This window comes from Mycolicibacter minnesotensis (assembly GCF_010731755.1).
Lineage (GTDB): Bacteria > Actinomycetota > Actinomycetes > Mycobacteriales > Mycobacteriaceae > Mycobacterium > Mycobacterium minnesotense.
Genome location: NZ_AP022589.1, coordinates 1620439 through 1646765, shown reverse-complemented (window position 1 = coordinate 1646765; position 26327 = coordinate 1620439). Strand labels below are relative to the sequence as shown.

Sequence of the window (26327 nt, the reverse complement as noted above, 5' to 3'; positions counted from 1 at the left end):
CCTACGGGTCGTCGCCGTCAGTCATTTCCTGCCCTGCCCGCAAGCGCCGTGTGATTGACTACCTCCCGGGGTCAGGGCGCGTGACCAGCGGGTGGAAACATCGGAGAATCTGTGCCGACGAACGAGGTGGATATGAGCGGACTGTCGAAGTTGCTGCGGGCGCTGTGCGTCGGAGTGCTGATGCTGGGGTTGTGGAGCGGGGGCACCATCGTGAGCCCGGGAGCGCACGCCGCACAGTTCGAGAACCTGATGGTCCCGTCGCCGTCGATGGGCCGGGACATCCCGGTGGCGTTCCTGAACCAGGGCCCGCACGCGGTGTACCTGCTCGACGCGTTCGACGCGCACCCCGAGCTGAGCAACTGGGTGACCGCGGGCAACGCGATGAACACCTTGGCGGGCAAGGGCGTCTCGGTGGTCGCGCCGGCCGGTGGGGCCTACAGCATGTACACCAACTGGGAGCAGGACGGCAGCAAGCAGTGGGACACCTTCCTGTCCAGTGAGCTGCCGGACTGGCTGGCGGCCAACCGGGGCCTGGCGCCGGGCGGGCACGCGGTGGTCGGCGCGGCCCAGGGTGGTTACGCGGCAGTGGCGCTGGCCACCTTCCACCCCGACCGGTTCGGCTTCGCCGGGTCGATGTCGGGCTTCCTGGGGCCGGCCAACACCACCGAGGGCGGCGTGATCGCCGCGGGCCTGCAGAACTTCGGTGGCGTCGACCCCTACGGCATGTGGGGCGCGCCGCAGCTCGGTCGCTGGAAGTGGCACGACCCGACCGTGCACGCCACCCTGCTCGCGCAGAACAACACCCGGGTCTGGGTCTACGCCCCGCTGGGCGGCGCCTCCAACCCGGCGGCGATGATCGGCGACCCGTCGCAGGCGGCCGGCAGTGGCCGGTTCTTCAACGCTCAGTACCGCCAGGTACGTGGCAAGAACGGCCACTTCGACTTCTCGCCCGGTGACAACGGCTGGGGTTCGTGGTCGTCGCAGCTGGGCGCAATGGCCGGCGACATCGTCGGCGCGATCCGCTAGCGCGGCGAAGCCGGGCGAAGCGGGATCGCGCTTGGGCCGAGCGATCCGCTAGGGCGGCGCCAAGCTAGTTCGCCGTTGACTCTGCGCCCAGGGCGGGAAAGTTCGAGTAAGGCCAGCCCTGGACGCAGAGTCAATGCGTGCCGTCGCCGATCTGTACCGTGAAAGGCGACATGGCCAAGAAGAAGACAGCGAAATCCCCCCGGAAGTCGCCCCGCAAGTCGCAAGCCAACCGGAGGCGTGTCCTCGCCTGGATCGCCGCCGGAGCGATGGCTCTGGTGGTGGCGCTGGTGATCGTGGCGGTGGTGATCTGGATCCGCCGCCCGGCCACGCCACCGATCGCCGAGCAGCCTGGGGCGGGTAGCCCGTCCACCAGCTCGGTGCCGACGCGGACCAAGAAGCCACGCCCGGCCTATCAGGACGCCAGCTGCCCAGACGTGCAGCTGGTGTCGGTGCCCGGCACCTGGGAGACCTCGCCGACGGACAACCCGCTCGACCCCAACCAGTTTCCGATCGCGCTGCTGCTCACCGTCACCCGTCCGATTGCGCAGCAGTTCGACGCTGCCCGGGTGCAGACCTACACGGTTCCCTACACCGCGCAGTTCCATAACCCGCTGTCGTCCGACAAGCAGATGAGCTACAACGACAGCCGCGCCGAAGGAACCCGCGCCACCATCAAGGCGCTGACCGAGATGAATGAGCGGTGCCCGCTGACCAGCTATGTGCTGGTCGGCTTCTCGCAGGGCGCGGTGATCGCCGGCGACGTGGCCAGCAAGATCGGCAACTGGGAGGGACCGGTCGACGAAGATCTGGTGCTGGGCGTCACGCTGATCGCCGACGGCCGCCGTCAGACTGGCGTGGGTGTAGACGTCCCGCCGTCTCCGCCCGGTCAGGGCGCCGAGGTGACCCTGCACGAGCTGCCGATCCTGTCCGGGATGGGATTGACCATGACCGGCGCGCGCGAGGGCGGTTTCGGCGACCTCGATAAGCGCACCAATGAGATCTGCGCGGTCGGTGACCTGGTCTGCGCGGCCCCGCAGGAGGCGTTCAGCGTCGGCAAGCTGCCGGCGACGCTGTCAACGCTGGCCGGCGGTGCTGCTCAGCCGGTGCACGCGCTGTACGGCACCACCGACGTCTGGAGCCAGGACGGCTTGTCCGCAACCCAGTGGACGCTGAACTGGGCGCGTGAACTCATCGACAACGCGCCCCGTCCGCCACACGGCTGAGGTTCGACGAGCGGTTCAGTGAGGCTCGACGAAGGAGAGGCGAAGCTGGAACCAGCTCGTGACCCCGAGATCGGCATCACACGCGGTACCGTTTGATTTGGATTGGACCGCACCGGGCTCTAACATTAAGAACAATTTAAGAGCAGCGGCCCGTAGTCGCAGGGCGGCGAGCGTCGCCGGGTACGGGAAACCCATTACCATTCGGTGGGTCCCGGAGCCGCGCGATGTAACGCGCCATGCGCGACGCGCCCCGGCAGTTGACTGAAACGTATGTTCGCGACAGGAGATTTTGCATGGCCCCGGCAACACAGGCCAGTTACCACAACCCGTTCGTCAAGGACGGCAAGATCCGGTTCCCGGACAACGCCAACCTGGTGCGGACCGTCGAGCGCTGGGCTGGTCTGCGTGGCGAGAAGGTCGCGTATCGGTTCCTGGACTTCTCCACCGAGCGTGACGGCATCGAGCGCGACATCTCCTGGTCGGATTTCGGGGCGCGGAACCGGGCGATCGGTGCCCGGCTGCAACAGGTCACCAAGCCGGGTGACCGGGTGGCGATCCTGTGTGGGCAGAACCTGGACTACCTGGTGTCCTTCTTCGGGATCATGTACGCCGGCCGCATCGCCGTGCCGCTGTTCGACCCGGGCGAGCCGGGCCACGTGGGCCGGCTGCACGCGGTGCTCGACGACTGCACTCCGTCGGCGGTACTGACCACCAGCGACTCCGCTGAAGGCGTGAACAAGTTCTTCCGCAGCCGCCCGGCCAACGCCAGGCCTCGGGTCATCGCGGTCGACGCGTTGCCGCCAGAGGTGGGGTCGACTTGGGTGATGCCCGATACCGACCGCAGCGAGGTGGCCTACCTGCAGTACACCTCCGGCTCCACCCGCACCCCGACCGGGGTGAAGATCAGCCACCTGAACCTGCCCACCAACGTCGTGCAGCTGCTGGACTCGCTCAAGGGCCGCGAGGGCGACCGGGGCGTCAGCTGGCTGCCTTTCTTCCACGACATGGGGCTGGTCACCATCCTGCTGTCGTCGGTGATGGGTCAGCAGTTCACCTTCATGAGCCCGGCCGCTTTTGTGCGCCGGCCAGGCCGGTGGATCCGGGAGTTGGCCCGCAAGGAGGGGGAGACCGGCGAGGTCTACTCGGCGGCCCCCAACTTCGCCTTCGAGCATGCCGCGGCGCGTGGCCTGCCCAAGGAGGGCGAGCCGCCGCTGGACCTGAGCAACGTCAAGGCGATCCTCAACGGCAGTGAGCCGGTGTCCGCGGCGTCCCTGCGCAAGTTCAACGAGGCCTTCGCGCCCTACGGGTTCCGCGAGGAGGCCATCAAGCCGTCCTACGGTCTGGCCGAGGCCACCCTGTTCGTGTCCACGACCCCGATCGGCGAGAAGCCGAAGATCATCTACGTCGACCGCGAGGCGCTCAACAACGCCAACCGTCTGGTCGAGGTGCCGGAGGACGCCCCGAACGCCGTCGCGCAGGCGTCGGCCGGGCGGATCAGCGTCGACCAGTGGACGATCATCGTCGACTATGAGACCGGCGCCGAGCTGCCCGACGGCCAGATCGGCGAGATCTGGTTGCAGGGCAACAACATGGGCATCGGCTACTGGAACCGTGAGGAAGAGACCGCCGACACGTTCCAGAACGTGCTCAAGTCGCGTACCAGCCCGTCTCGGGCCGAGGGCTCCGACGAGAACGGCTTCTGGGTGCGCACCGGTGACTACGGCGCCTACTACGAGGACGACCTCTACATCACCGGTCGGGTGAAGGACCTGGTGATTGTCGACGGCCGCAACCACTACCCACAGGACCTGGAGTACTCCGCGCAGGAGGCGAGCCGGGCGCTGCGGGCGGGGTATGTCGCGGCGTTCTCGGTGCCGGCCAACCAGTTGCCGCAGTCGGCCTTCGACAACCCGCACTCCGGGCTGAAGTTCGACCCCGAAGACAGCTCCGAGCAGTTGGTGATCGTCGCCGAGCGGGCACCGGGCGCTCACAAGCTGGAATACCAGCCCATCGCCGATGACATTCGGGCGGCGATCGCGGTGCGCCACGGCGTGACCGTGCGTGACGTGCTGCTGGTGTCTGCGGGCACGGTGCCGCGGACGTCCAGTGGCAAGATCGGTCGCCGCGCCTGCCGGGCCGCCTACCTGGACGGCAGCCTGCGCAGCGGCACCACCGGCCCGAACGCTTACCCCGACGAGGTCTAAACCCAGATGAGCGAGGCTCCGCAGATGACCGGCGACGACGAGGCAGAGCGCAGCGACGGCGACGACGCAATCCTGCGCGGCACCAGCCGCACCGACCTGACCGTCGCCGACATGCGGGCCTGGCTGCGCAACTGGGTGGCCAACGCCACCTCCCAGTCGCCGGAGAAGATCAACGAGACCGCGCCGCTGATCGAACTGGGTCTGTCGTCGCGTGACGCGGTAGCCATGGCGTCGGACATCGAGGACTTCACCGGGGTCACGCTGTCGGCGACGGTGGCATTCCGGCACCCGACGATCGAGGCGCTGGCCACCGTGATCGTCGAGGGCGAGCCTGTGCTGGATGACGACGCGGCCGGCGAGGACTGGTCACGCGACGCCGATGTCGCCGACATCGCGGTGGTGGGCCTGGCCACCCGCTTCCCCGGCGACATGAACACTCCCGAGGACACCTGGGAGAAGCTGCTGGCGGGGTTCAATGCGATCACCGACCTGCCCGAGGGGCGCTGGTCGGAGTTCATGGAGGAGCCGAGGGTCGCCGAGCGGGTCAAGAAGGCGCGCACCCGCGGTGGCTACCTCTCTGACATCAAGGGTTTCGACGCGGAGTTCTTCGCGCTGTCGAAGATGGAAGCCGACAACGTCGACCCGCAGCAGCGGATGGCGCTCGAGCTGACCTGGGAGGCGCTGGAGCACGCCCGGATCCCGGCGTCGAGCCTGCGCGGCGAAGCGGTCGCGGTCTACATGGGTTCGACGAACGGTGACTACCAGAACCTGGCACTGTCCGACCCGAGCATCACCCACCCGTATGCCATCACCGGCAACTCCAGCTCGATCATCGCCAACCGGGTGAGCTACTTCTACGACTTCCGCGGCCCGTCGATCACCATCGACACCGCCTGCTCGTCGTCGCTGGTCGCCGCGCACTCGGGTGTACAGGCGCTGCGCAACGGTGAGGCCGACGTGGCGGTTGTCGGCGGTGTCAACGCGCTGGTCACCCCGTTGGTGACGGTCGGTTTCGACGAGGTCGGCGGGGTGCTCTCACCCGATGGCCGGATCAAGTCGTTCTCGGCCGACGCCGACGGTTACTCCCGTGCCGAGGGTGGCGGTGTGCTGGTGCTCAAGCGGGTGGATGACGCCCGCCGTGACGGCGACCAGATCCTCGCGGTGATCGCCGGTTCGGCGGTCAACCACGACGGCCGGTCCAACGGCCTGTTGGCGCCCAACCCGGACGCTCAGGCCGCGGTCCTGCGCAAGGCTTATAAGAACGCCGGTATCGACCCGCGCACCGTCGACTACATCGAGGCGCACGGCACCGGAACCATCCTGGGTGACCCGATCGAGGCCGAGGCGCTGGGCCGGGTGGTTGGCCGGGGCCGCGCCGCGGACAAGCCCGCGCTGTTGGGTGCGGTGAAATCCAATGTGGGCCATCTGGAGTCGGCAGCCGGTGCGGCGAGCCTTGCCAAGGTCGTGCTCGCCATGCAGCACGACAAGATCCCGCCGTCGATCAACTACGCCGGACCCAACCCCTACATCGACTTCGTCGGCACCCACCTGCAGGTCGCCGACACCGCTACCGACTGGCCGCGTTACAGCGGGTATGCGGTCGCTGGGGTGTCTGGCTTCGGCTTCGGTGGGGCCAACGCCCACCTGGTGGTACGCGAGGTGTTGCCGCGCGACGTGATCGTCAAGGAGACCGAAGCGCCTGTCGCCGAAGAGGCTTCGGAACCCGAGATCGAGCACGAAGCCCCCCGCTTCGACGAATACGGCGAGTTCATCGCGCCGGAGAGCTCACATGGCTACGGCGACGAACCCGCGTACGAACTGCCCGGCCTGACCGATGAGGCGTTGCGGCTGCGCGACGAGGCGCTCGCCGAGCTGGCCGAGCAAGAGCCCGTGCAACCTCTGATCCCCCTGGCGATCTCGGCGTTTCTGACTTCCCGCAAGAAGGCCGCTGCGGCCGAGCTTGCCGACTGGATCGACAGCGAAGAGGGCCGGGCCACCCCGCTGACGTCGATCGGCCGGTCGCTGTCGAGGCGCAACCATGGCCGTTCGCGTGCCGTGGTCCTGGCTCACGACCACGACGAGGCCATCGCGGGCCTGCGCGCGGTCGCCGAGGGCAAGCAAAAGCCCAACGTGTACTCCGTCGACGGCCCGGTCACCAACGGGCCGGTCTGGGTGATGGCCGGCTTCGGTGCCCAGCACCGCAAGATGGGCAAGAACCTCTACCTGCGCGACCCGATCTTCGCCGAATGGATTGAGAAGGTCGACGCCCACGTCCAGGACGAGCGCGGCTACTCGGTGCTGGAGTTGATCCTCGACGACTCACACGAGTACGGCATCGAGACCTCCAACATCGCCATCTTCGCCATCCAGATCGCCCTCGGCGAGGTGCTCAAGCACCACGGAGCGCGCCCGACCGCCGTGATCGGCCAGTCATTGGGCGAGCCGGCGTCAGCGTACTTCTCCGGAGGTCTGTCGCTGGCCGATGCCACCCGAGTGATCTGCTCGCGCGCTCACCTGATGGGTGAGGGCGAAGCGATGCTGTTCGGCGAGTACATCCGCTTCATGGCGCTCGTCGAGTACTCCGCCGAGGAACTCAAGGCGGTGTTCGCGGATTTCCCCGGCCTGGAGGTGTGCGTCTATGCCGCTCCCACCCAGACGGTGATCGGCGGACCGCCCGAACAGATCGACGAGATCGTCGCGCGGGCCGAATCCGAGGGCCGGTTCGCCCGCAAGCTGCAGACCAAGGGCGCCGGCCACACCTCGCAGATGGACCCCCTGCTGGGCGAATTCTCCGCGGAGCTGCAGGGCATCGAGCCGCACACTCCCAACATCGGCATCTTCTCGACCGTGCACGAGGGCAGCTACGTCAAGCCCGGCGGCGAGCCGATCCACGATGTGGAGTACTGGAAGAAGGGGATGCGGCACAGCGTCTACTTCACCCACGGTGTTCGCAATGCCGTCGACAATGGCTACACCACCTTCCTTGAGCTGGCGCCGAACCCGGTCGCGCTCATGCAGGTGGGGCTGACGACGGCCAGCGCGGGGCTTCACGATGCCCAATTGATCGCCACATTGGCCCGCAAGACCGACGATGTCGACGCCATGACCATGGCAATGGCACAGCTCTACGTCTATGGCCACGACCTCGATTTCCGCACCTTGTTCCCGCGTGAGGTGCAGGGGCCGATCAGTCCGGCGGAGTTCGCCAACATTCCGCCCACGCGCTTCAGGCGCAAGCCGCACTGGCTCGACGCCCGGTTCTCCGGAGACGCCACCGGTGTGATGCCTGGATCGCACGTCGCTACCCCGGACGGCCGGCACGTCTTCGAGTACGCCGGTCGCGGCGAGACGGACTTGGCCGCCCTGGTCAAAGCCGCTGCCGCGACTGTCCTTCCGGATTCGACCTTGTCGGCCGCCGAGCAGCGGGCTGTTCCGGGCGAGGGTTCCCGACTGGTCACTACGCTGACCCGGCATCCGGGCGGCGCGGCCGTGCAGGTGCACGCCCGGATCGGTGAGTCGTTCACGCTGGTTTACGACGCGCTGGTGTCGCGTGGCGGCGCAGCCGGGGTGTTGCCGGTCGCCGTCGGCGCGGGCACTGCGGTGAGTGAGTCCGTTTCGGCTTCGGTTGCGCCGGTTGACGAACCGGTCGACGACGCCGCGATCCTGCACGACAACCTGACGGCTGGCGCCGGTCTGGCGGCCGGTTTCGCCAAGTGGTCACCGGAATCCGGTGAGACCATCGCGGATCGGTTGGGCACCATCGTCGGCAGTGCCATGGGCTATGAGCCCGAGGACCTGCCGTGGGAGGTGCCGCTGATCGAGCTGGGTCTCGATTCGCTGATGGCGGTGCGGATCAAGAACCGGGTCGAATACGACTTCGACATGCCGCCGATCCAGCTGACCGCGGTCCGCGACGCGAACCTCTACAACGTCGCGGAGATGATCCAGTACGCCGTCGATCACCGCGACGAGATCGAGGCGCTGCACGAGCATCAGAAGACCCAGACGGCCGACGAGATCGCCGCCGAACAGGCCGCCATCATCGCGGCAGCCAAAGCGGCCGAGGCGGCGCAAGACGCGCCGGCTCCGGCAGCCGAAGCTGATGCCGCACCGCCGGCCTCGGACATCCCGATCCCGCCGCCGCCGACGAACCCGGCCGGGCCCGCGGGGGGCGCACCGATTCCGCCGCCGCCCACCGATCCTTCCGGCCCGGGTGCCAATTCGAGCGGGGTCAGCACCAAGACCGCTGCCGCGGCAGCGGCCAAGGTGCTCACCCAGGAGGCGGTGACCGAGGCGCTGGGCGCCGACGTGCCACCGCGTGACGCCGCCGAACGGGTCACGTTCGCCACCTGGGCGATCGTCACCGGGAAGTCGCCGGGCGGCATCTTCAACGAGCTGCCCAAGCTGGACGAGGACACCGCGACCAAGGTGGCCGAGCGGCTGGCGGAGCGTGCCGAGGGCATCATCACGGTCGACGACGTGAAGTCGGCCACCACCATCGAGGCGCTGGCGACCATCGTTCGCGATCAGCTCGAGGACGGCGTGGTGGACGGATTCGTTCGCACCTTGCGCGCCAAACCCGAAGGCTCCAACAAGGCTCCGCTGTTCGTGTTCCATCCCGCGGGTGGTTCGACCGTGGTCTACGAGCCGCTGATGAAGCGGTTGCCCGCTGACCTGCCGGTATACGGCATCGAGCGGGTGGAAGGCTCCATCGAGGAACGCGCCGCCGAGTACGTGCCCAAGTTGCTTGACCTGCACGATGGGCCGTTCCTCTTGGCCGGTTGGTCGCTGGGCGGGGCGCTGGCTTACGCATGCGCGATCGGACTGAAGCAAGCGGGCGCCGATGTGCGTTACGTCGGTCTGCTCGACCTGGTGCTTCCCGGTGAGCCGATCGACCAGAGCAAGGAAGGCATGCGGGCACGCTGGGACCGTTATGCACGGTTTGCCGAGCGCACCTTCAATGTCGAGGTTCCCGAGATCCCGTACGAGGAACTGGAGAAGCTCGACGACGAGGGTCAGGTCCGGTTCGTGCTGGACGTGGTGGCCCAGAGCGGCGTACAGATCCCCGGCGGCATCATCGAGCACCAGCGCACGTCGTACCTGGACAATCGGGCCCTGGACACCATCGAGATCCAGCCCTACGAGGGACACGTCACGCTGTACATGGCCGACCGCTACCACGATGACGCCATCGTGTTCGAGCCCGCCTACGCGACCCGCAAGCCCGATGGTGGCTGGGGCGAATACATCTCCGACCTGGAGATCGTGCCGATCGGGGGCGAGCACGTCCAGGTCATCGACGAGCCGTACATTGCCAAGGTGGGCGCCCACATGAGTGAGGCGATCAATCGGATCCAGGGAGAGCAGTGAGTAACAAGACCACCGCCGAACTGCTGGCCGAACTGCGCGAAAAGCTGGAGCTGGCCAAGGAGCCTGCCGGTGAGGCGGCCATCGCCAAGCGGGCCAAGAAGGGCATTCCGAGCGCCCGTGAGCGCATCCATGCGCTGCTGGACCCGGGCACGTTCCTGGAGATCGGTGCGCTGTGCAAGACCCCCGGTGACCCGAACGCGCTGTACGGCGACGGCGTCGTCACCGGCCACGGCCGGATCAACGGCCGCCCCGTCGGGGTGTTCAGCCACGACCAGACTGTGTTCCAGGGGTCGGTCGGCGAGATGTTCGGCCGCAAGGTGGCCAAGCTGATGGAGTGGGTGGCCATGGTCGGTTGCCCGATCATCGGCATCAACGACTCCGCCGGCGCCCGCATTCAGGATGCGGTGACGTCGCTGGCTTGGTATGCCGAGCTGGGCCGTCGCCACGAGATGCTGCGCGGCCTGGTGCCGGAGATCTCGATCATCTTGGGTAAATGTGCTGGGGGAGCGGTGTATTCGCCGGTCCAGACCGACCTGCTGGTGGCCGTGCGCGATCAGGGCTACATGTTCATCACCGGCCCCGACGTGATCAAGGACGTCACCGGTGAGGACGTGACGTTCGACGAGCTCGGCGGCGCGGATGTGCAGGCGCAGCGGGGCAACATTCACAAGGTGGTCGAGGACGAGGCCGCGGCGTTCCAATACGTGCGCGACTACCTGTCGTTCCTGCCGGCCAACCACTTCGACGACGCGCCGATCGTCAACCCGGGTCTCGAGCCCGAGATCACCCCGCACGACCTTGAGCTGGACTCGATCGTTCCGGACGCGGACAACACCGCCTACGACATGCACGAGATCCTGCTGCGGATGTTCGACGACGGCGATGTCTTCGAGATCTCCGACCAGCGCGGCCAGGCGATGATCACCGCGTTCGCCCGGGTGGACGGGCATCCGGTCGGGGTGATCGCCAACCAGCCCATGTACATGTCCGGGGCGGTCGACACCGAGGCCTCCGACAAGGCAGCCAGCTTCATCCGGTTCTGCGACTCCTTCAACCTGCCGTTGGTCTTCGTCGTCGACACTCCCGGCGCCATGCCCGGGGTGGCGGAGGAGAAGAACGGGATCATCAAGCGCGGTGGCCGGTTCTTCAACGCCATCGTCGAGGCCGACGTGCCGAAGGTGACCTTCATCATCCGCAAGGCCTACGGCGGCGGGTACGCGGTGATGGGCTCCAAGCAGCTGTCCGCTGACCTGAACTTCGCCTGGCCGACGGCCAGGATCGCGGTGATCGGCGCCGACGGTGCGGCCCAACTGCTGGTGAAGCGCTTCCCGGACCCGACCGCGCCCGAGGTGCAGAAGATCAAGGCGGACTTCATCGCCGGTTACAACGAGAACTTGGCGATCCCGTGGACTGCTGCCGAGCGTGGCTACATCGACGCGGTGATCCAGCCGCACGAGACCCGGTTGCTGCTGCGTAAGTCGCTGCGGTTGCTGCGGGACAAGCAGAACGCCCCCAAGGTGCAGCGCAAGCACGGCCTGCTGCCGATCTAAACGCCGCTGAGCTGCGCTAAGTCCTGACTCAGGTTCGCCGAACAATTAGGTGTCCCTAACTCTGGTGGTGTGCTCCATTTTTCCCAGGTGAGGGCGCGTTTCCAGATTAGTGAACCTGAATTTGACATAACAGAGTGTGATTGAAATCATCCAAAATTAACAATGCCGCAGATCTGTGCGGCCTCGAGAGTCTGGCGAGGAATTCTGGATGTTTGATGCAGGTGCGGCGCGGTCCAGCCACTTTGACACCGGCTTTCGTGCCGCTCTCGCCGCTGTTGTGGTGGCCGTCGGTATCAGCGGCGCGCCGCAGGTCACGTCGTTGACCAAGGCTCCCGAGCATGCCCAGGTGCTGCTGTCTTCGGCAGGCGCGGGCTCGCTGGCCAGCTCCGGCATCGCGCTCATCATGGGCCCCAGCATGCTCCCCACGCCGAGTGAGCAATACGCCGAAACCGTCAACGACCTCTTCCTGCAGCCGCACGGATTCGACGGTCAGCTCGAGGTGCTGACCACTCCGCAAGAGGCCTACTTGCTGGACGAGTCCATGGCCAAGGGTGCACAGATCCTGTCTGACAGGGTGTTGGCCCTGCTCGACGAAGGCGCAGCGGGCGAGGGCAACCCGGTGACGGTCTTCGGGTACTCGCAGAGTGCCGCCCTGACGACACTGGCGATGCAGCAGCTCTACGAGGCCGGCGTGCCGAGTTCGGCCGTGCACTTTGTGCTGATCGGCGATTCGGCGAACCCCCTCGGCGGTCTGCTGGTCGGATTCGCGGATTACCCGGAGGTCGTTGAGAGCTTGGCCGAGGGAAATGTCACGCTCGGTAACCCGACCCCGAATGATCTGTATCCCACCGACATCTACACCTTGGAGTACGACGGCTACGCGGATTTCCCGCAATATTTCCTCAACCCGATCTCCAGCCTGAACGCCATCATGGGCATGGCTATCCAGCACATTGCCTACCTCGGCTTGACTCCCGAGCAGATCGCGGACGCCGTCCTGCTGGAGTCCAGCCCGGACAGCATGATCAGTTCCTACATGATCCCCAGTGAGTACCTTCCACTGCTGTACCCCCTGCTGTTCGTCCCGATCACCGGAAAGCCCATCTATGACCTGCTGGAGCCGGTCATGCGGATCCTGGTGAACCTGGGCTACGGCAATATCGAGAACGGCTGGAACGAGGGCCCGGCGGATCAGCCGACGATGGTGAGCAATCTGATGCCGGACCTCGACTGGAACGAGGTCAGCAACGCGCTGTTTTCGGCGGCGATGAGCGGCATCGGCGCTTTCGTCACCGATCTGTTCGACCCCCAGACGTATGTGGAGGTCGGGGTTCTCGACAACCCCGCCCTGGACGGCTTGCTTGCGGCTATGACGGCCGCGGGCGTCGCCGAGGGCGACAACCCGTCGGTGGACGACATGCTCAACGGTATGACCAACATGATGTGGCAATCGTTGGTCGGCCAATACCTGGATCCCGCTTACTGGGCGGACGCGGCCTAGTCTCGGCGGCGTAAGCGTTGCATAACGCTTGAGCAACACCGGTAACTTCGGGCACAAACCAATTATCGTTTACCCCAGGCAATCCCAGGATGGGCTGGCCTCTGGGGTTCCAATTGTGCCCGGCCGTAACGTGATTGCGGTTGCCGGACGGCCGTGTGAATCGTCAGGGGTATGACGAGGGGGCAGGTATGTGTCCTAGCGGCGAGGCGCGATGAGTCTACTGCTGCCGGCGAAGCCGTCGGCGCCGCTCGCGCGGAAACCACATACCGCTCCGGATCGACAGAAAAGGCTGCTGCGCAAAGCAATTGCGGCGTCGGCTATCGGCAATGCCACCGAGTGGTATGACTACGGCGTCTATGCCGTGGTGGCCACCTATCTGACCGAGGCCTTCTTCCCCGATACGCTGGGCAACCTCGGAACCATGCTCGGATTCGCGGTTTCGTTCGTGCTCCGTCCCTTGGGTGGCATGGTCTGGGGTCCGATCGGTGACCGGTTCGGGCGAAAGTCCGTCCTGGTGGCCACCGTCGCGCTGATCGCTGTCGCAACAACCCTGATCGGCGTGCTGCCCAGCTATGCCACCGCGGGATGGTGGGCGCCGGGCCTGCTGATCGCGCTGCGGGTCGTGCAGGGTTTCTCCACCGGCGGTGAATACGGTGGCGCAGCAACCTTTATGGCCGAAAGTTCGCCCGACGACAAGCGTGGCCTCTATGGCAGCTTCCTGGAGTTCGGTGCCGTCGGTGGCTTTGTCCTTGGCAGCGCTGTCGTGCTGGCTCTGGAGGCGATGCTCACCCATGAGCAGATGACGGCCTGGGGCTGGCGTGTTCCGTTCCTCTTCGCCCTGCCGTTGGGGGTGCTGGGGCTGGTGCTGCGCACCAGGATGCCCGAGACGCCGGTGTTCGCCGAGTGTGCCGCCTGCGATGCGATCAAAGGGTCGGCCTGGGATCGACTTGTCGATCTGCTGACCAACTACACCCGGCCGATCCTCGTCACGTTCGCGCTGCTGGTCGCGCTCAACATCATTGACTACACCTTGGTGACCTACCAGCCGACGTACCTGCATGCCTCGGCCGGGCTCGACGAACCTAGTAGGACCGCGGTGGTGCTGGTCGGGGAGCTGGCCATGATGGCCTGCATCCCGTTTGCGGGTGCTTGGTCGGATCGGATCGGCCGGAAGCCGCTATGGCGAGGCTCGTTAGTCGGCTTCATCGTCATGGCGCTGCCGATGTACTGGCTCATGGGTCAGGGATTCGGATACGCACTGGTGGGCTTCACCGTGCTCAGCGTGCTGTTCGCCGCACCGCTGGCCACGGTGGCCGCGACCTTTCCGGCGATGTTTCCCACTCAAGTGCGCTACGCAGGGTTCGCCGTGGCCGACAATGCGGCCGTCGCCGTGTTCGGCGGCACCGCGCCGGTGGTCGCCGATTCGGTCATCGAGCACACCGGTTGGCAGCTCTTTCCGGCTGCCTATCTGGTGGCCGCGGCGGTGCTCGGATTGATCGCCCTGCGCTTCCTCCCCGAGACCTTGGGCTATTCGCTGCGCGGCACCGGCATCCCCGGAGAGCAAGGCGAACTGGAACGGGAGCTGGCGGCCGTCATCGCGAATCAGCCACGGGCCGACCCGCGCGACGACCGCGAACTCACGCCTTGATCCTTATCTGGCCCGGCGACCACCAACCGGATCGGGTGGCGGTTCCCAGGTCCAACTCCGCGGGCGTCGCGGGCGTGATCACGTCGAACTGACGCAACGAACCCCAGTCCCGGCCCCAGTCGTAGTTGAGGTACGTCGCCATAACGTGGGCGCGCAGCAACATGTCGGAGATGCCCAGCAACCCGCCGTTGACCCCGTCTTGCCAGGTGTCGGTGTCCTGCTTCTTGGCGTTGTAGTCCGGGGTGATCCGGTATTGCGGTACCTCGGTGACACCGTTGGCGTGCAGCATCGGGTGCTGACACGGGAAGGCCAGACCCACCGCCCAGTCCAGCAGGACCGGCTTGTCGGAGCCGATGTAGGACTGGATGGTCTTCACCTCGGGCAGGCGCGGGGGGGTGAACGCGATCCAGTCCCGCGGGTTCAAGGACTTGTCCACGGCCACAATGCGTACCGCGACAGCCTGCGCGGGAATCTGTGCCCGCGGGTAGCGCAGATTGCGCCACATCCGGGGCCACTCGCCGAACAGGTCGTAGGGCACCAGCCGACCCGCGGCCACCGGAACGCCGTCGGGCCCCGGAACTCCGTACTCCAGCTGCACATCCTGCCCGGTGGTGTAGCCCTTGAGCACACTGTTGCCGGCGATCGTGCCTGCCGCGGTCACCGCCACCAGCGGGTGGCCGGCATCGGCGGGCGGCAGCGCGTACCACGCCGACGTCAGCCGACTCTCCTGCTGGCCGTCGGTGCTGTAGCTGCCCGCCAGCGGAATCCGGGCCGGATCCAGGCCGTAGGGGAGCGGCACGGTCGAGCCGTTGATGCCGGCCTTCTTCAGTTTCTTGGGGGCATCCCAGTCGTAGTCGGTGCCGGGCTGGGTGATCGGCATCCGCAGCGATTCGGCCACCACCTTCTCCGGCACTCCGCTGGCGGTGAAACCGACCGGGTCCACACCGCCCAGCGGTCCGAGGTCGCCGTACGCGCCCGGCAGCGGCGTCAGGGCACCGTCATTGGGGTCCGGTTCCACCAGTACGTTGTCGGCCAGCCCGCAGCCACCGACGAACGCCCGCACGTTGGCCAGGCCGTTGGAGTACGTCGGGTATTCACGAACGATCCCGGCCACCATCGACGCCACAAATACGCAGACCATGAAGCCTGCCGCCACCGGAATCGGTGCGGCGGTCAGGGCGCGTGCCAGCCGCCCCTCACCGCGGTCCCGCGGCGCGAAGTGCAGCCAGGTCGCCCATCCGGCCGTGACGGCGAACAGGGCGAACAGAATTGTGCTGACGGTGATCCCACCGATCCGCGGCATGTCGGCATTGAACGGAACCCCGTAGCTGGAGACGTACCACCAGCCGTTGGTGGTGGCGAAACACAACGCCAGGATGAACAGCACCGCTGCGGCGAACGCCATTCGGTTTCTCGACCAGCGCACCACTTGTCGCGATACCAGCACCGTGGTCAGTGCCGCCATGGCTCCGGCCACCGCGGCGAACAGCCCGAAGTGGTGCACCCACTTGGTGGGCGCGAACATCAGCGAGAACATGGTCGCCAGGATGACGCCCATCAGGCGCCACACCGGTCCGCTGGCTACACCGGGAACGCGCTTGCGGCGCAACATGATGAACATCGCGGTGAACAGGCACAGCGCGCAGATCAGGAATCCGAACCGCCTCGACAGTGAGCCGTCGACGGTCGGCAGGATCAGGTAGTAGTACCGCAGGTTCTCGGTGTACCAGGCCTGGCTGGGGCCGATCGCGGTGCGCACCCGGGTGGCTTCCATCACGGTACGGATGGTCTGGTCGGAGAAGACCACGGTCAGGATCACCGCGCTGGCGGCCAGCAGCGGTGCCACCAGCGGCCACGTGCCGTGAATCTGGTGGCGACGCACCAGGATCCGCAGCAGCGGCCGTCCACCGGCCAGCAGTGCGGCCACCGCGATCAGCCCGGTCGGTTGAATGCCCAGGGTGAAGGCCGCGCAGATGATCGCCAACGCCGCCGGTGTGAGCCGGCTGGAGATGATCGCCCGTTCTACCAGCACCCAGGTGATCAGCGCCCCGACGGCGATGATCCCTTCGGGGCGCAGGCCGTTGTTGAACGGCATCCATGCCGCCAGCAGCACCAGCCCGGCCGCCCACAGCGCGGGCTTGCTGGCCGCCACCGCCGGACCGAACCGGGGCAGCACCTCGCGGCTCAGCAGCAGCCAGCAGACCAGCCCGGCGACCAGATCCGGGAGTCGGATCCAGATGCTGGCGTCGGAGACGTGGGTCATCAGTGCCAGCAGGTTGTAGTACCAGCCGAACGGATCTTCCGGGCTGCCGAACCAGCGGAAGTAGTTGCTCATGTAGCCGGCGTGGTCGGCGACTCGCGCCATCCCGAGGACGTAGCCGTCGTCGGAGGAGTTCGCACCGATCACGTACCAGAGCACGAACCCGAACACCACGGCCACATCGGCCAGGGAGAAGAAACGCCAACGGCTGGGGATCCACCGGTGCATCCGTCGGCCGTCGAGCCGGTCCAGTCGCCACAGCGCCAGGACCGCGATCACGGTGGCCAGAATGGCTGCGAAGATCGCGGCCCGCTTGAGTGCCGTCGGCTTGGTGGAGAACCGGGTGTCGATGTCGGCGGTCAACGCCAGACCGGCCGGTGCGGGACCGGCCAGATCGGTGAACACGCCGACGATCTGCGGGCGCAGGTTGGGATCGGCCCAACCGTAGCGCTGCGTGATCCCGCCGATGGTGGCGAAGGTTCCGGCGTGCGACGACGTGACCTCGATGTCGGTGCAGCCGGGGCCCTCGACCTTGGCGCGGGGGGCAGTCGCCAGCACCACGTTGCGGTCGGTGACGTCCACCCGTTTCTCGGTGACGGTGATGAACAGCCCGTTCAGTGCGGCGTCCTTGCCCTTGGCGGGGGCGGTCGCCAGCAGCGTGCCGCCCTCGGCGGGCAACTGGCGCACCAGAGCGCACGGCGCTTTCACTGTCATGGAGATCGGGGTCTGCGAGATCAGTGGCGCGGTTACGCTGCTCAGCTCGCCGTGCTGCGGCCAGTTCAGTGTGGCGGTGGTCTGCACCACCGGCAGCAGCGGCGTGGCCACCGACAACAGGAAGCCCACCAGGCCGGCGATGACGGCCACCCATCGGGTCACTTTCAGGTCGCGCGTCATGGCAATGCTCGAATCGGTCCGGGCCGGCTCCAGCCGGCAACAGTGGCGGTGCCCTGGTCGATGACGGCGTCCGGTGCCTCGGTGGCGGGGATCAGTCGGTGATAGGCCTCTACCGCGCCCCAGTCGCGATACCAGTCGTTGCGCAGATAGGTCGGAACGGTGGTGGTCCACAGCATGGCCTGGGTGATCATGAACGGACCACCATCCTCGGCCGACTGCCACAGGTTCGACGACGCCGCGGTCTGCTTGTGGTCGGGCATGATCCGGTACTCGGGCAGCTCGGCTACGCCCAGGTGCTCGGTGAACGGCCGCTGGCACGGGAAGTTCGCCGCGACGGCGATGTCCATCAACACCGGAGTCTGCGACCCCATCAGCTCGCTGATGGTCTTGACCACCGGCACCCGCGGCGGGGTGAATGCGATCCATTGTTCGGTGGACAGGTTCGGGTCGTTGGCGACGATGCGCACCACGTCGGTGCCCGGCGGCGCCCACGCCAGTGGGAAACGCAGGTTGCGCCAGGAGTTCTGCGGTCCGATGTCGATCGGCTCCACCTCGCCGAGTGCCTTGAACGTCCCGTCGGGATTGCTGGTGCCCCACTCCAGCTTCAGTGGCTGGCCGTAGTCCAGCTTGCCGTCCTCACCGTGCGACCAGATGGCACCGGCCGCGCTGACCACGACAATCGGCGCTCGGTCCTGCGACGGTTCCGGCAGCCGGTACCAGACCGAGGTGGCATGTGCGGCCACCTGCTCCTGGTAGGAGCCGAGTACCGGGGTGACGGCCGGGTCCAGGCCGAACGGCAGGGCCACCCGAGAGCCGTTCACTCCGTCGGGGGCGTCGTCGGGGATCTTGCCGCCGGCGGTGCCCGCCGCGTCACTCTGGTTGGCGCTGGGCTTGTTGGGGGAGGCATCGGCGTTGGGCACGCCGGGCTTGGCGATGACTGCCAGCGAGGTCAGGTCCTCATCGATGGAGTTGGGGTCGAAGCCGTAGGGGTCGGCGCCGCCCAGCGGGCCGAGCTCGGCGAATTTCTGCCCCGGCACCGGCTGCAGTAGGCCGGCTCCTGCATCGGGTTCGGCCAGGACCTCATCGGCCATGGCGCAGCTGGCGGCGCCCCGAATGCCGGAAAGCACGGCCTCGGCGTTGGCCTTGGCGGTGGTGTAGGCCGGGTAGCGTCCGGCTGCTGCCTTGGCCATCGAGCCGACCATCAGCAGCACCATCAGGCTCGCGACGATCAGCAGCGGAGTGGAGGCCAGGATCCGGTTGCGCCGGTTGGGCGTCACCTGGGTGTGGCCGGTGTAGTCCAACCGGAAGTGTTGCCAGCCGGCCAGCAGGCCGGTGGCGATCGAGGCCGCCAGGAACATCGACGTCACCGGCTTGCTGGCGATCACCGGCGGGATGTCGAACCACGGCACGCCGTAGCCGCCGACGTAGAACCAGCCGTTGACCCCTGAGGTCGCGACGGCCACCAGGAACAGCAGCGCGGTGACATACAGGGTCATGTTGCGTCGGCTGTGCAGCCCGACGCGGGCGAAGGTGAAGGCGGTGAGCGCGCCCAGCGCACCGGCCAGCCCGGCGAAACCGCCGAATTGCACCGCCCACTTGGTCGGGGTGAACGTCAACAGCAGTAGGCCCACCGCGCAGGTGCCGATCAGTCGCCACGCCGGGCCGCTGGCCACCCCGCTGATGCGTCCGCGACGCAGCAGCACCACCAGCATGGCGAGCATGCAGAACAGCAGCACCAGGACGGCGAACCGGCGGGTCAGCGAGGCGTCGACGTTCTCCTCGACGGTCAAGAAGTAGTACCGCAGAAATTCCTGGTACCAGGCGATGGTCGGCCCGACCACGTACTTGATCCGAGCCGACTCGGCCACGGCGGCCAGGCTCTGCGACCGGCACACCACGACGGCCAGCACCGAGGCGGCCGCAGCCAGCACCGCCAGCGGCGCGGCCAGGCCGTTGACGGCGCGGCGCCTGCGGATGACTCCTTCGATGGCCCGCGAACCCGTCAATAGCGGGGCCAGGGCGATCAGCCCGTGCGGGGCCAGCGTGACGGTGAAGACCGCCACCAGGATCGCCAGCGCGGTGGGCACCAGCCGGCGGGTGGCGATGGTGCGTTCCACCAGCACCCAGACCACCAGGGTGCCCAGCGCGATCAGCGGCTCCGGCCGCAGTCCGTTGTTGAACGGCAGCCAGGCCGCGACGAACATGGCCGCGGCGGTGAACACCGCCACCCGGTTGCCCGACAACCTGCCCAGGCGAGGCAGCATCCGACGGCTGATGATCAACCAGCAGGCCATGGCGGCCAGCGTGGCGGGCAGGCGCATCCACACTCCGGCGGTGCTGATGGTGCTCAACTGGCCCAACAGCGCCGGATACCAGTCGAACGGGGCCTCACTGGCGCCGAAGAATCGGTAGTAGTTGGCCACGTAGCCGGCGTGCCCGACGTTGCGTGCCATCGTCAGGTTGTAGCCGTCATCGCTGGAGATGGCCCCGATCACGTGCCACAGCGCCAGCGTGCCGAGGACGCCCACGTCGGCGAGTCGCGTCACCGTGTGAACCTTGGATCTGGCCCGCCGGCGTCGTGGCCCGTCAAGTACCGCCAGAGCCGCGATCGATGCGAGCACCGCCAGCACGCCGAGCGCCATCACGGCGGTCTTGAGTGGGGTGGGCCCGCTGATGAATCGGGTGTCGATATCGATACGGGCGTTCAGTCCCGGCTGTGGGCCGATCTCCAGTTCGGTGAAGACCCCGCCGATCTGCGGCTTGTTTTCCGGGGGCAGCGTGCCGGCGGCGCCGGGGATCCCCACGAAATCTGCGCCGACCTCGCCGGCCCCGGCCCACAGGTGCAGTTCGCTGCAGTCGGCGAGCTTGCTCCGCGGCGCGGCCGCAGCGACCTGGTCGCGGTAGGCGGCGAACACGGTGGTCTTGTTGGCCCGCACGAACAGGCCGTGCGCGGTGGCGTCGACGCCACCGGCCGGCACCGTCGAGAGCACCAGGCCGCCCTTTTCTCCCAGGGTGGCCATCGCCGAGCAGGGGATGGTGATGTCCAGGCTCTGGGGCGCGCCGGAGACCAGGGGAGCGGTGACATCGGTGACGTGGCCGTCAGCGTCGACGCCCTGTGGCCAGGCGATGGTTGCGGTGGTCTGTTTGACCGGGAGCAGCGGGGTGACGCCGCACAACAGCACGCCGGTGACGCCGGCCACCACCGCGATCAGCCGCGCGATGCGGTGACGCTGCCTGGGCTGGTCCTGGGGCCGTTCATGGGTGGAGGACACGAGCCTCGATGTTAGGCGACCGCGTCGGCGCCGCGGCGGACCATAGGGAGAGTTGCCCGCCTTTGAGCGACAACCCACGTTATGTCGGCGTGTGGACGGATTGCAGATGCGCCGCCTCGGCGCGCAACGACATCACCCGCTGGTGAATTCGGTACTCGGTACTGCGCGGTATCGACGCGGGCCCGTAGCGGCCCCGACCGCGTCGGAACACCCGGCCGCGGCCACGTTCCCAGCGCAGGGCATCCGAGATTGCCTTCGAGGGTCTTCCCGGGGTGCCGAAGCTCCGCGCGTCCAGCTCTGCGGCCAGTTGGCCGATGCTGCACGTCCCGTGATGCAGCAGGTAGTGGGTCAGGACGTAACGCAGCTCGATGCCGCGTAAGGATCTCCGGTTCGTCATGGGGCGAACCCTGGCACCGCAGTCCGACATTTAGCCTTGGAGTAGGTCCGCGGCTGGGCCGAACGTCCGACCGGGACACCTGGTGATCCCTGAATTTTGAGTGGTCGACCGCGGGCCCGGTGTCTGGTCGAGCGGTGTCCTTGTTCGGGAACTTGGAGCCAGCCTGTGAGGTGTGGACTCCTGCTTAGAGAATGTCTGGGCCGCGGCCGCGATGGTCAGCCACCTGGGTGAACAGGATCAGGGCTGACAGGAGTAACGACGATGACATTGACGTTGGGTATCGACGTGGCCGTGCGGGCGGCGCACCAGGCGACACTTGCCCGTGACGGGGTCACGCTGTGGCGGGGTCGGAAGTTCTCGACCCGGCCGAGGGATCTGGAGCGGCTGTGGTCGGATCTGGAGCTGGCCGATCCGAATGATGTGACCGTAGTAGTCGAACCGACCCGCAACGCGTGGATCGTGCTGGCCGAGTGGTTCCGCCGTCGCGGCGCCCGGGTGGTGATGGTCCCCACCACGCAGTCGGCGGATCTGCGCAAGTACTACTCCAAGCACACTAAGAACGATCGGATCGACTCAGAACTGTTGGCCCGGTTACCGTTGCTGCACCCCGAGGGATTGCGGGAGTATTCCGGTCAGGGGCCGGCAGATCCGTTGCGGCGGTTGGTCAAGCAGCGCTCCACCATGGTCAAACGCCGGGTCGCGGTCTACGCCAGGCTTGATGCGCTCGTCGAGCTGCTCGGTCCGGCTTGGTATGCGGTGCTCGGCTCGAACTACGGCATCGCGGCACTGGAATTCCTCGCTCGCTACGCCGACCCGAACGCCGTGATCCGGCTCGGCCAGGGACGTCTGAGCCGGTTCTTGATCGCCCGCTCCCGCGGCGCCTGGCGAGATGATCACGCCGCCAGCCTCATCGTCGCGGCCAAGGAAACCCTCGCGCTGTGGGGTCCCGATGGGATGAACTTCGCCGAACTCGCCGACGACATCGCCCACGAAGCCGAACAGGCACTGTTTTTAACCCGGCAGGTCAAGCAGATCGACGAGCGGGTCGCCAACCTCTACGCCGACGCCGACCCCGACGGCATCGTGGCCTCAGCACCCGGCGTCGGGCCGGTGATCAGCGCTGTGATCGCCGGACGGATCGGCGATCCCCACCGTTTCACCTCGCTAGCTGCGATCCGCGCTTACACCGGACTGGTCCCGAAGGTGAGTCAGTCCGGGCTGAGCAAGGTCGAGTCCTCGATCACCAAGGCCGGCGACCCGCTGCTGCGCGAGATGCTGTGCACCGCAGCTGACCAGGCCCGCAAGGTTGACCCGCAGATCGCTGCGAAATATCAGCGACTGATGGCCGGCGACCGTCACCACGACTCAGCGATCTGTCACCTAGCGACGCTGCTGGTCACCCGGATCGCCAGCTGCATGCGCAACGGTCAGCCCTACGCCCTGCGCGACGTCGGCGGCACCCCAATCACCGAGGCCCAGGGCCGCATGATCGTCACGCAGCGCTACCAAATCGAGCCACGCCGCCGTGACAACATCCGTCACCAGCGCATGCGAGACCGCCGCAAGCAGGCGGCGGGCCAGGAGTCACAGGAGTCGCCAAGCGCTCCAACATCCCAGCCCGCCAAACCCAAGCCTACGAGCCGCCACGTGGCTTGACACCCCTTAGGAACTCACTGCGATCAGTTGTCGCTCAGAGGCGGGCAACTGCAACGCGCCTGGATCCGGTGACGCCTGGGGCGAGTGAGGCGTGTGGCAGACGAGTGAGACGGGTGACGGCGATCAGTGCCGCAGTGGCGCGGGGCTCCACAGCCCGGACCGTACGGCGGTGCCCAGATCCAGCTGAGCCGGTGTGGCGGCGGGGTAGTACGGCGTCAACCGCTGCAGTGCACCCCAGTCGCTGAACCAGTCGTGGTTCAGATAACTGGGCACCGTGGTCGCACGGACCAGCAGCTCGGTGATGCCGAGCGGACCGCCGCCGTTGTTGTCCATCACCGGGGAGTTGGCCTCCGCGCCGAACCGATCCGGCAGGATCCGCCACTTCGGCACTTCGGTCACCCCGTTCTGGTGGCCGAACGGACGCTGGCAGGGGAATGCCAGGCCGACCAGCCAGTCCAACAGCACCGGGTCGGACGAGCCCACCACATCCTGCAGGGTGCGCAGCTGCGGGACCCGCGGTGGAGTCACCGCGATCCAATGTTGCGGTGCCAGGTCGTCGTCGCGGACCACTAGCCGCACGCGGGTGGCCTCGGCCGGGATCGCCGACAGGGGCGCCCGCAGATTGCGCCAGGCGGGGACCGCACCGATGTCACCGAACTCGACCGTGCCACCAGGCTTGTCGGCGGCCGCGCCGGATTCGGTGGCCCACTGTGCGATGACCTCACCGCGGTCGAAGCGACCCGCCGCCGTCACCACCAGCAGTGGCCCGGCGTTGGCCCGATCGGCCGGTAGCCGATACCAGGCCGAGCGCAACAGCGCGGGCACCTGAATACCGGGGCGCCAGCTACCCAGCACCGGCACCCGGGCCGGGTCCAGCGTGTAGGGCAGGCGGGCTCGCGAGCCGTTCACACCCTCGGCCGCGGTGGTGCCACCCTCAGTGCCTGCCTCGCCGCCGGCGGTCTGCGCGTCGTCATCGGCCAGCCGGCCCAACCCGGGCGGGCCGATCACCTGATCGGCCGAGACATCGGCGGGGATCCCGTTGGGGGTGAACCCGACCGAAAACGTCGCGCCCAGAGCGTCGTCGACCGGAGCGTCGATCGGGGTGAGGATCCCGGCGGTCGGGTCCTGCTCGACCAACACGTCGTCGGCCAACCCGCAGGTGCTACCGGTGCCCACCACCGGAAGAGCACCCAGATTGGAGCGACCCACCGTCCAGGCGGGGTACTGACCCACCATCGCCGCGGTCAGCGACACCACCTCGAAGACGATCAGCACCCAGGACGCGATCGCCAGCGGGTAGCCCGACAGCGCCGCCCAGCGCGGTGGCCGGTCGGGGCCCCCGGTGAAGTGGAACCACGCCGCCACCAGTGCGGCGGCCACGGTCAGCGCCACACCGATGGTGGCGAACGCCAGGTGCCATTTGGGGAACGCGTTCGACCAGGGCACCCCGAAGTTGGAGACGTACCACCAGCCGTTGACGCTGGCGAACGACAGTGCGGTGATGAACAGCACCACCGCGGTGAACAGTGCCCGGTTACGGCGGGAGTGCATGGCGGCTGCGCTCACCGCCACGGCGGCCAGTGCGCCCAACGACCCGGCCAGCCCGGCGAACACGCCGAAGTGGTGGGTCCACTTGGTCGGGGTGAACATCATCGCGATGAACGAGATGATCGTGATCCCGATGATGCGCCGGCTGGGCCCCGCGGCGGTGCCAGGAATCCGGCCCTTGCGCAGCGCCATCGCCACCGACACCGCCAACGCGACGCCCAGGGCCAGCACCGGGAACCGGCGCGCCACCGATCCGTCGGGGGTAGCCAAGAAAAGCCGCTCGTAGCGGACGTGCTCTTCGAACCAGGCCAGGCTGGGCCCGACCGCCGATTTCAGCGTGCTGGCTTCGATCTCGCTGGCCAGGGTCTGGTCCCGGAAGATCACGATCGCGGTGATACTGACCGCAGCGGCGATCGGGGCCAGCAGTGGCGCCAGCCCGAACTGCTTCGAGCGCCGGTGCAAAATCGTGCGCAGCGGCCCGATCGCCACCAGCAGGGCGCCGATCGACGCGATCCCGGTCGGCCCGGAGAACAGCGTCATCGCGCCGATGATGCAGGCGATCGCCAGCGGCAGTAGTCGGCTGGTGGCCACCGCCCGCTCCACCGAGCACCAGGTCGCCAGGATGCCCAACGCGATGATCGGTTCCGGGCGCAGGCCGTTATTCAGCGGCAGCCAGAACGCCAGGAACATGCCCGCCGCGGTCCAGGCCGCGGCCCGGCTGTGCTTGACGGCGTGACCCAGGCGGGGGATCACCTCACGGCTGATCAGCCACCAGCAGGCCAGCGCCATGCCCAGGGTGGGCAGTCGCATCCAGATGCTGGTGGTGGACACCTGCGACCACACTGCGAGCAGGTCGTAGTACCAACCGAACGGCGCCTCCGGGGTGCCGAACCATCGGTAGAAGTTGGCCATATATCCGGCGTGCTCGGAGATCCGGGCCATCGTGAGGATGTAGCCGTCGTCGGAGGTGTTGGCGCCCACGAAGTGCCACCACACCAACACCAGCGTTACGAGCGCGTCCAGCGGTTTCATCGACCACCAGCGGGCCGGCAGGAAGCGCCGGTGCCGGGTGCCGTCGGCGGTGTCGAGGATGTGCAACGCGATCAGGGCGGCGATCGTCAGTGCCACCCCGAGAAGCATTGCGGCGAGCTTGAGCGGCGTGGGTGCGCTGGAGAAGCGGGTGTCGACGGTGGCGTGGAAGTCCAGACCGGCCGGTGCCGGGCCGGCCAGGTCGGTGTAGACGCCGACGATCTGCGGGCGGAAGTCGTAGCCACTGCGGGTGCCGGTCAGCGGCGAGCCGGGGTGCTCGGCGTTGGGCCCGTAGGTCAGGCCGACGAACTCGGCGGTGACCCGGTCGGCGTGTGCGGTGAAGGTCAGCTTCTGACAATCCGGGCCGAGCACCGCCGACAGCGGTGCCACCACCACCGGCACGTTGCGCACCACCAGAACGAGATCGTCATTGACGCGTTCGATGAGCAGTCCGCGGTCGACAGCCTTGGGAGCCTGCTTGGGCACGGTGGACAGCAGCACCGACTTGGCCGGGGTGAGACCGGCCGCGGCCTGGCACGGCACGCTGATGTTCAGGTCGGTGGCGACGTAGCCGATCAGCGGCGCCTGCACGCTGGCCAGTACGCCGTTCTGCGGCCAGTTGAGCTCGGCGGTGGTCTGTTTGACCGGCAACAACGGGGTCAGGATCGCCAGCAGAGTACCCAGAATGCCGGCGACGACAGCGACGGTCCGAGCGATCGGGTAGTCGGCGCGCGTATCGGTCACGCAGA

The 26327-nt window shown here is 67.4% G+C and carries 12 protein-coding genes; 8 read left to right on the top strand and 4 right to left on the bottom strand.

The genetic code is table 11. From position 1 onward, the window contains the following. Nucleotides 1–132 precede the first annotated feature (132 nt). The 7 genes from G6N09_RS07665 (at nt 133) to G6N09_RS07635 (ending at nt 14522) form a co-directional block, all read left to right on the top strand. Nucleotides 133–1026, top strand: coding sequence for an alpha/beta hydrolase-fold protein (locus G6N09_RS07665; protein ID WP_083027067.1), 894 nt, complete (start codon nt 133–135; stop codon nt 1024–1026). A gap of 170 nt (nt 1027–1196) precedes the next feature. Further along, complete coding sequence (gene culp6, locus G6N09_RS07660) at nt 1197–2249, top strand: carboxylesterase Culp6 (RefSeq protein ID WP_083027121.1); 1053 nt, start codon at nt 1197–1199, stop codon at nt 2247–2249. A gap of 293 nt (nt 2250–2542) precedes the next feature. After that, a complete protein-coding gene (gene fadD32 / locus G6N09_RS07655) occupies nt 2543–4453 on the top strand; it encodes a long-chain-fatty-acid--AMP ligase FadD32 (RefSeq protein WP_083027066.1) in 1911 nt (636 codons plus the stop codon). Between the two features lie 24 nt (nt 4454–4477). After that, nucleotides 4478–9823 (top strand): polyketide synthase Pks13, encoded by a 5346-nt coding sequence (gene pks13 / locus G6N09_RS07650; RefSeq protein ID WP_407662685.1) that lies wholly within the window; start codon nt 4478–4480, stop codon nt 9821–9823. Beyond that, on the top strand, nt 9820–11373 hold the full coding sequence (locus G6N09_RS07645; protein WP_083027064.1) for an acyl-CoA carboxylase subunit beta: 1554 nt from the start codon (nt 9820–9822) through the stop codon (nt 11371–11373). Before pks13 ends, G6N09_RS07645 begins: the two co-directional genes overlap by 4 nt. A 208-nt stretch (nt 11374–11581) precedes the next feature. Then, nucleotides 11582–12874: a PE-PPE domain-containing protein gene (locus G6N09_RS07640; RefSeq protein ID WP_083027063.1), complete on the top strand. Its 1293-nt coding sequence runs from the start codon at nt 11582–11584 to the stop codon at nt 12872–12874. 211 nt (nt 12875–13085) lie between these two features. Then, nucleotides 13086–14522, top strand: coding sequence for an MFS transporter (locus G6N09_RS07635; RefSeq protein ID WP_083027062.1), 1437 nt, complete (start codon nt 13086–13088; stop codon nt 14520–14522). On the opposite strand, the gene G6N09_RS07630 is transcribed toward G6N09_RS07635, so the two are convergent. From G6N09_RS07630 to G6N09_RS07620, 3 genes are all read right to left on the bottom strand, one after another. Beyond that, nucleotides 14512–17676, bottom strand: a complete 3165-nt coding sequence (locus G6N09_RS07630) for an arabinosyltransferase domain-containing protein (RefSeq protein WP_083027061.1) — start codon at nt 17674–17676, stop codon at nt 14512–14514. The genes G6N09_RS07635 and G6N09_RS07630 overlap by 11 nt on opposite strands. Next, nucleotides 17673–20948 (bottom strand): arabinosyltransferase domain-containing protein, encoded by a 3276-nt coding sequence (locus tag G6N09_RS07625; protein WP_083027060.1) that lies wholly within the window; start codon nt 20946–20948, stop codon nt 17673–17675. The genes G6N09_RS07630 and G6N09_RS07625 overlap by 4 nt, the downstream gene beginning before the upstream one ends. 79 nt (nt 20949–21027) lie before the next feature. Further along, entirely contained in the window at nt 21028–21345 is a 318-nt protein-coding gene (locus G6N09_RS07620) for a hypothetical protein (RefSeq protein ID WP_083027059.1), read from the bottom strand. 261 nt (nt 21346–21606) lie between these two features. Between G6N09_RS07620 and G6N09_RS07615 the strand changes: the two genes are divergently transcribed. Further along, nucleotides 21607–23001, top strand: a complete 1395-nt coding sequence (locus tag G6N09_RS07615; RefSeq protein ID WP_083028024.1) for an IS110 family RNA-guided transposase — start codon at nt 21607–21609, stop codon at nt 22999–23001. Nucleotides 23002–23124: 123 nt separating this feature from the next. Here G6N09_RS07615 and G6N09_RS07610 read toward each other — a convergent pair whose 3' ends face one another. Then, a complete protein-coding gene (locus tag G6N09_RS07610) occupies nt 23125–26322 on the bottom strand; it encodes an arabinosyltransferase domain-containing protein (RefSeq protein ID WP_083027976.1) in 3198 nt (1065 codons plus the stop codon). Nucleotides 26323–26327: the final 5 nt, after the last annotated feature.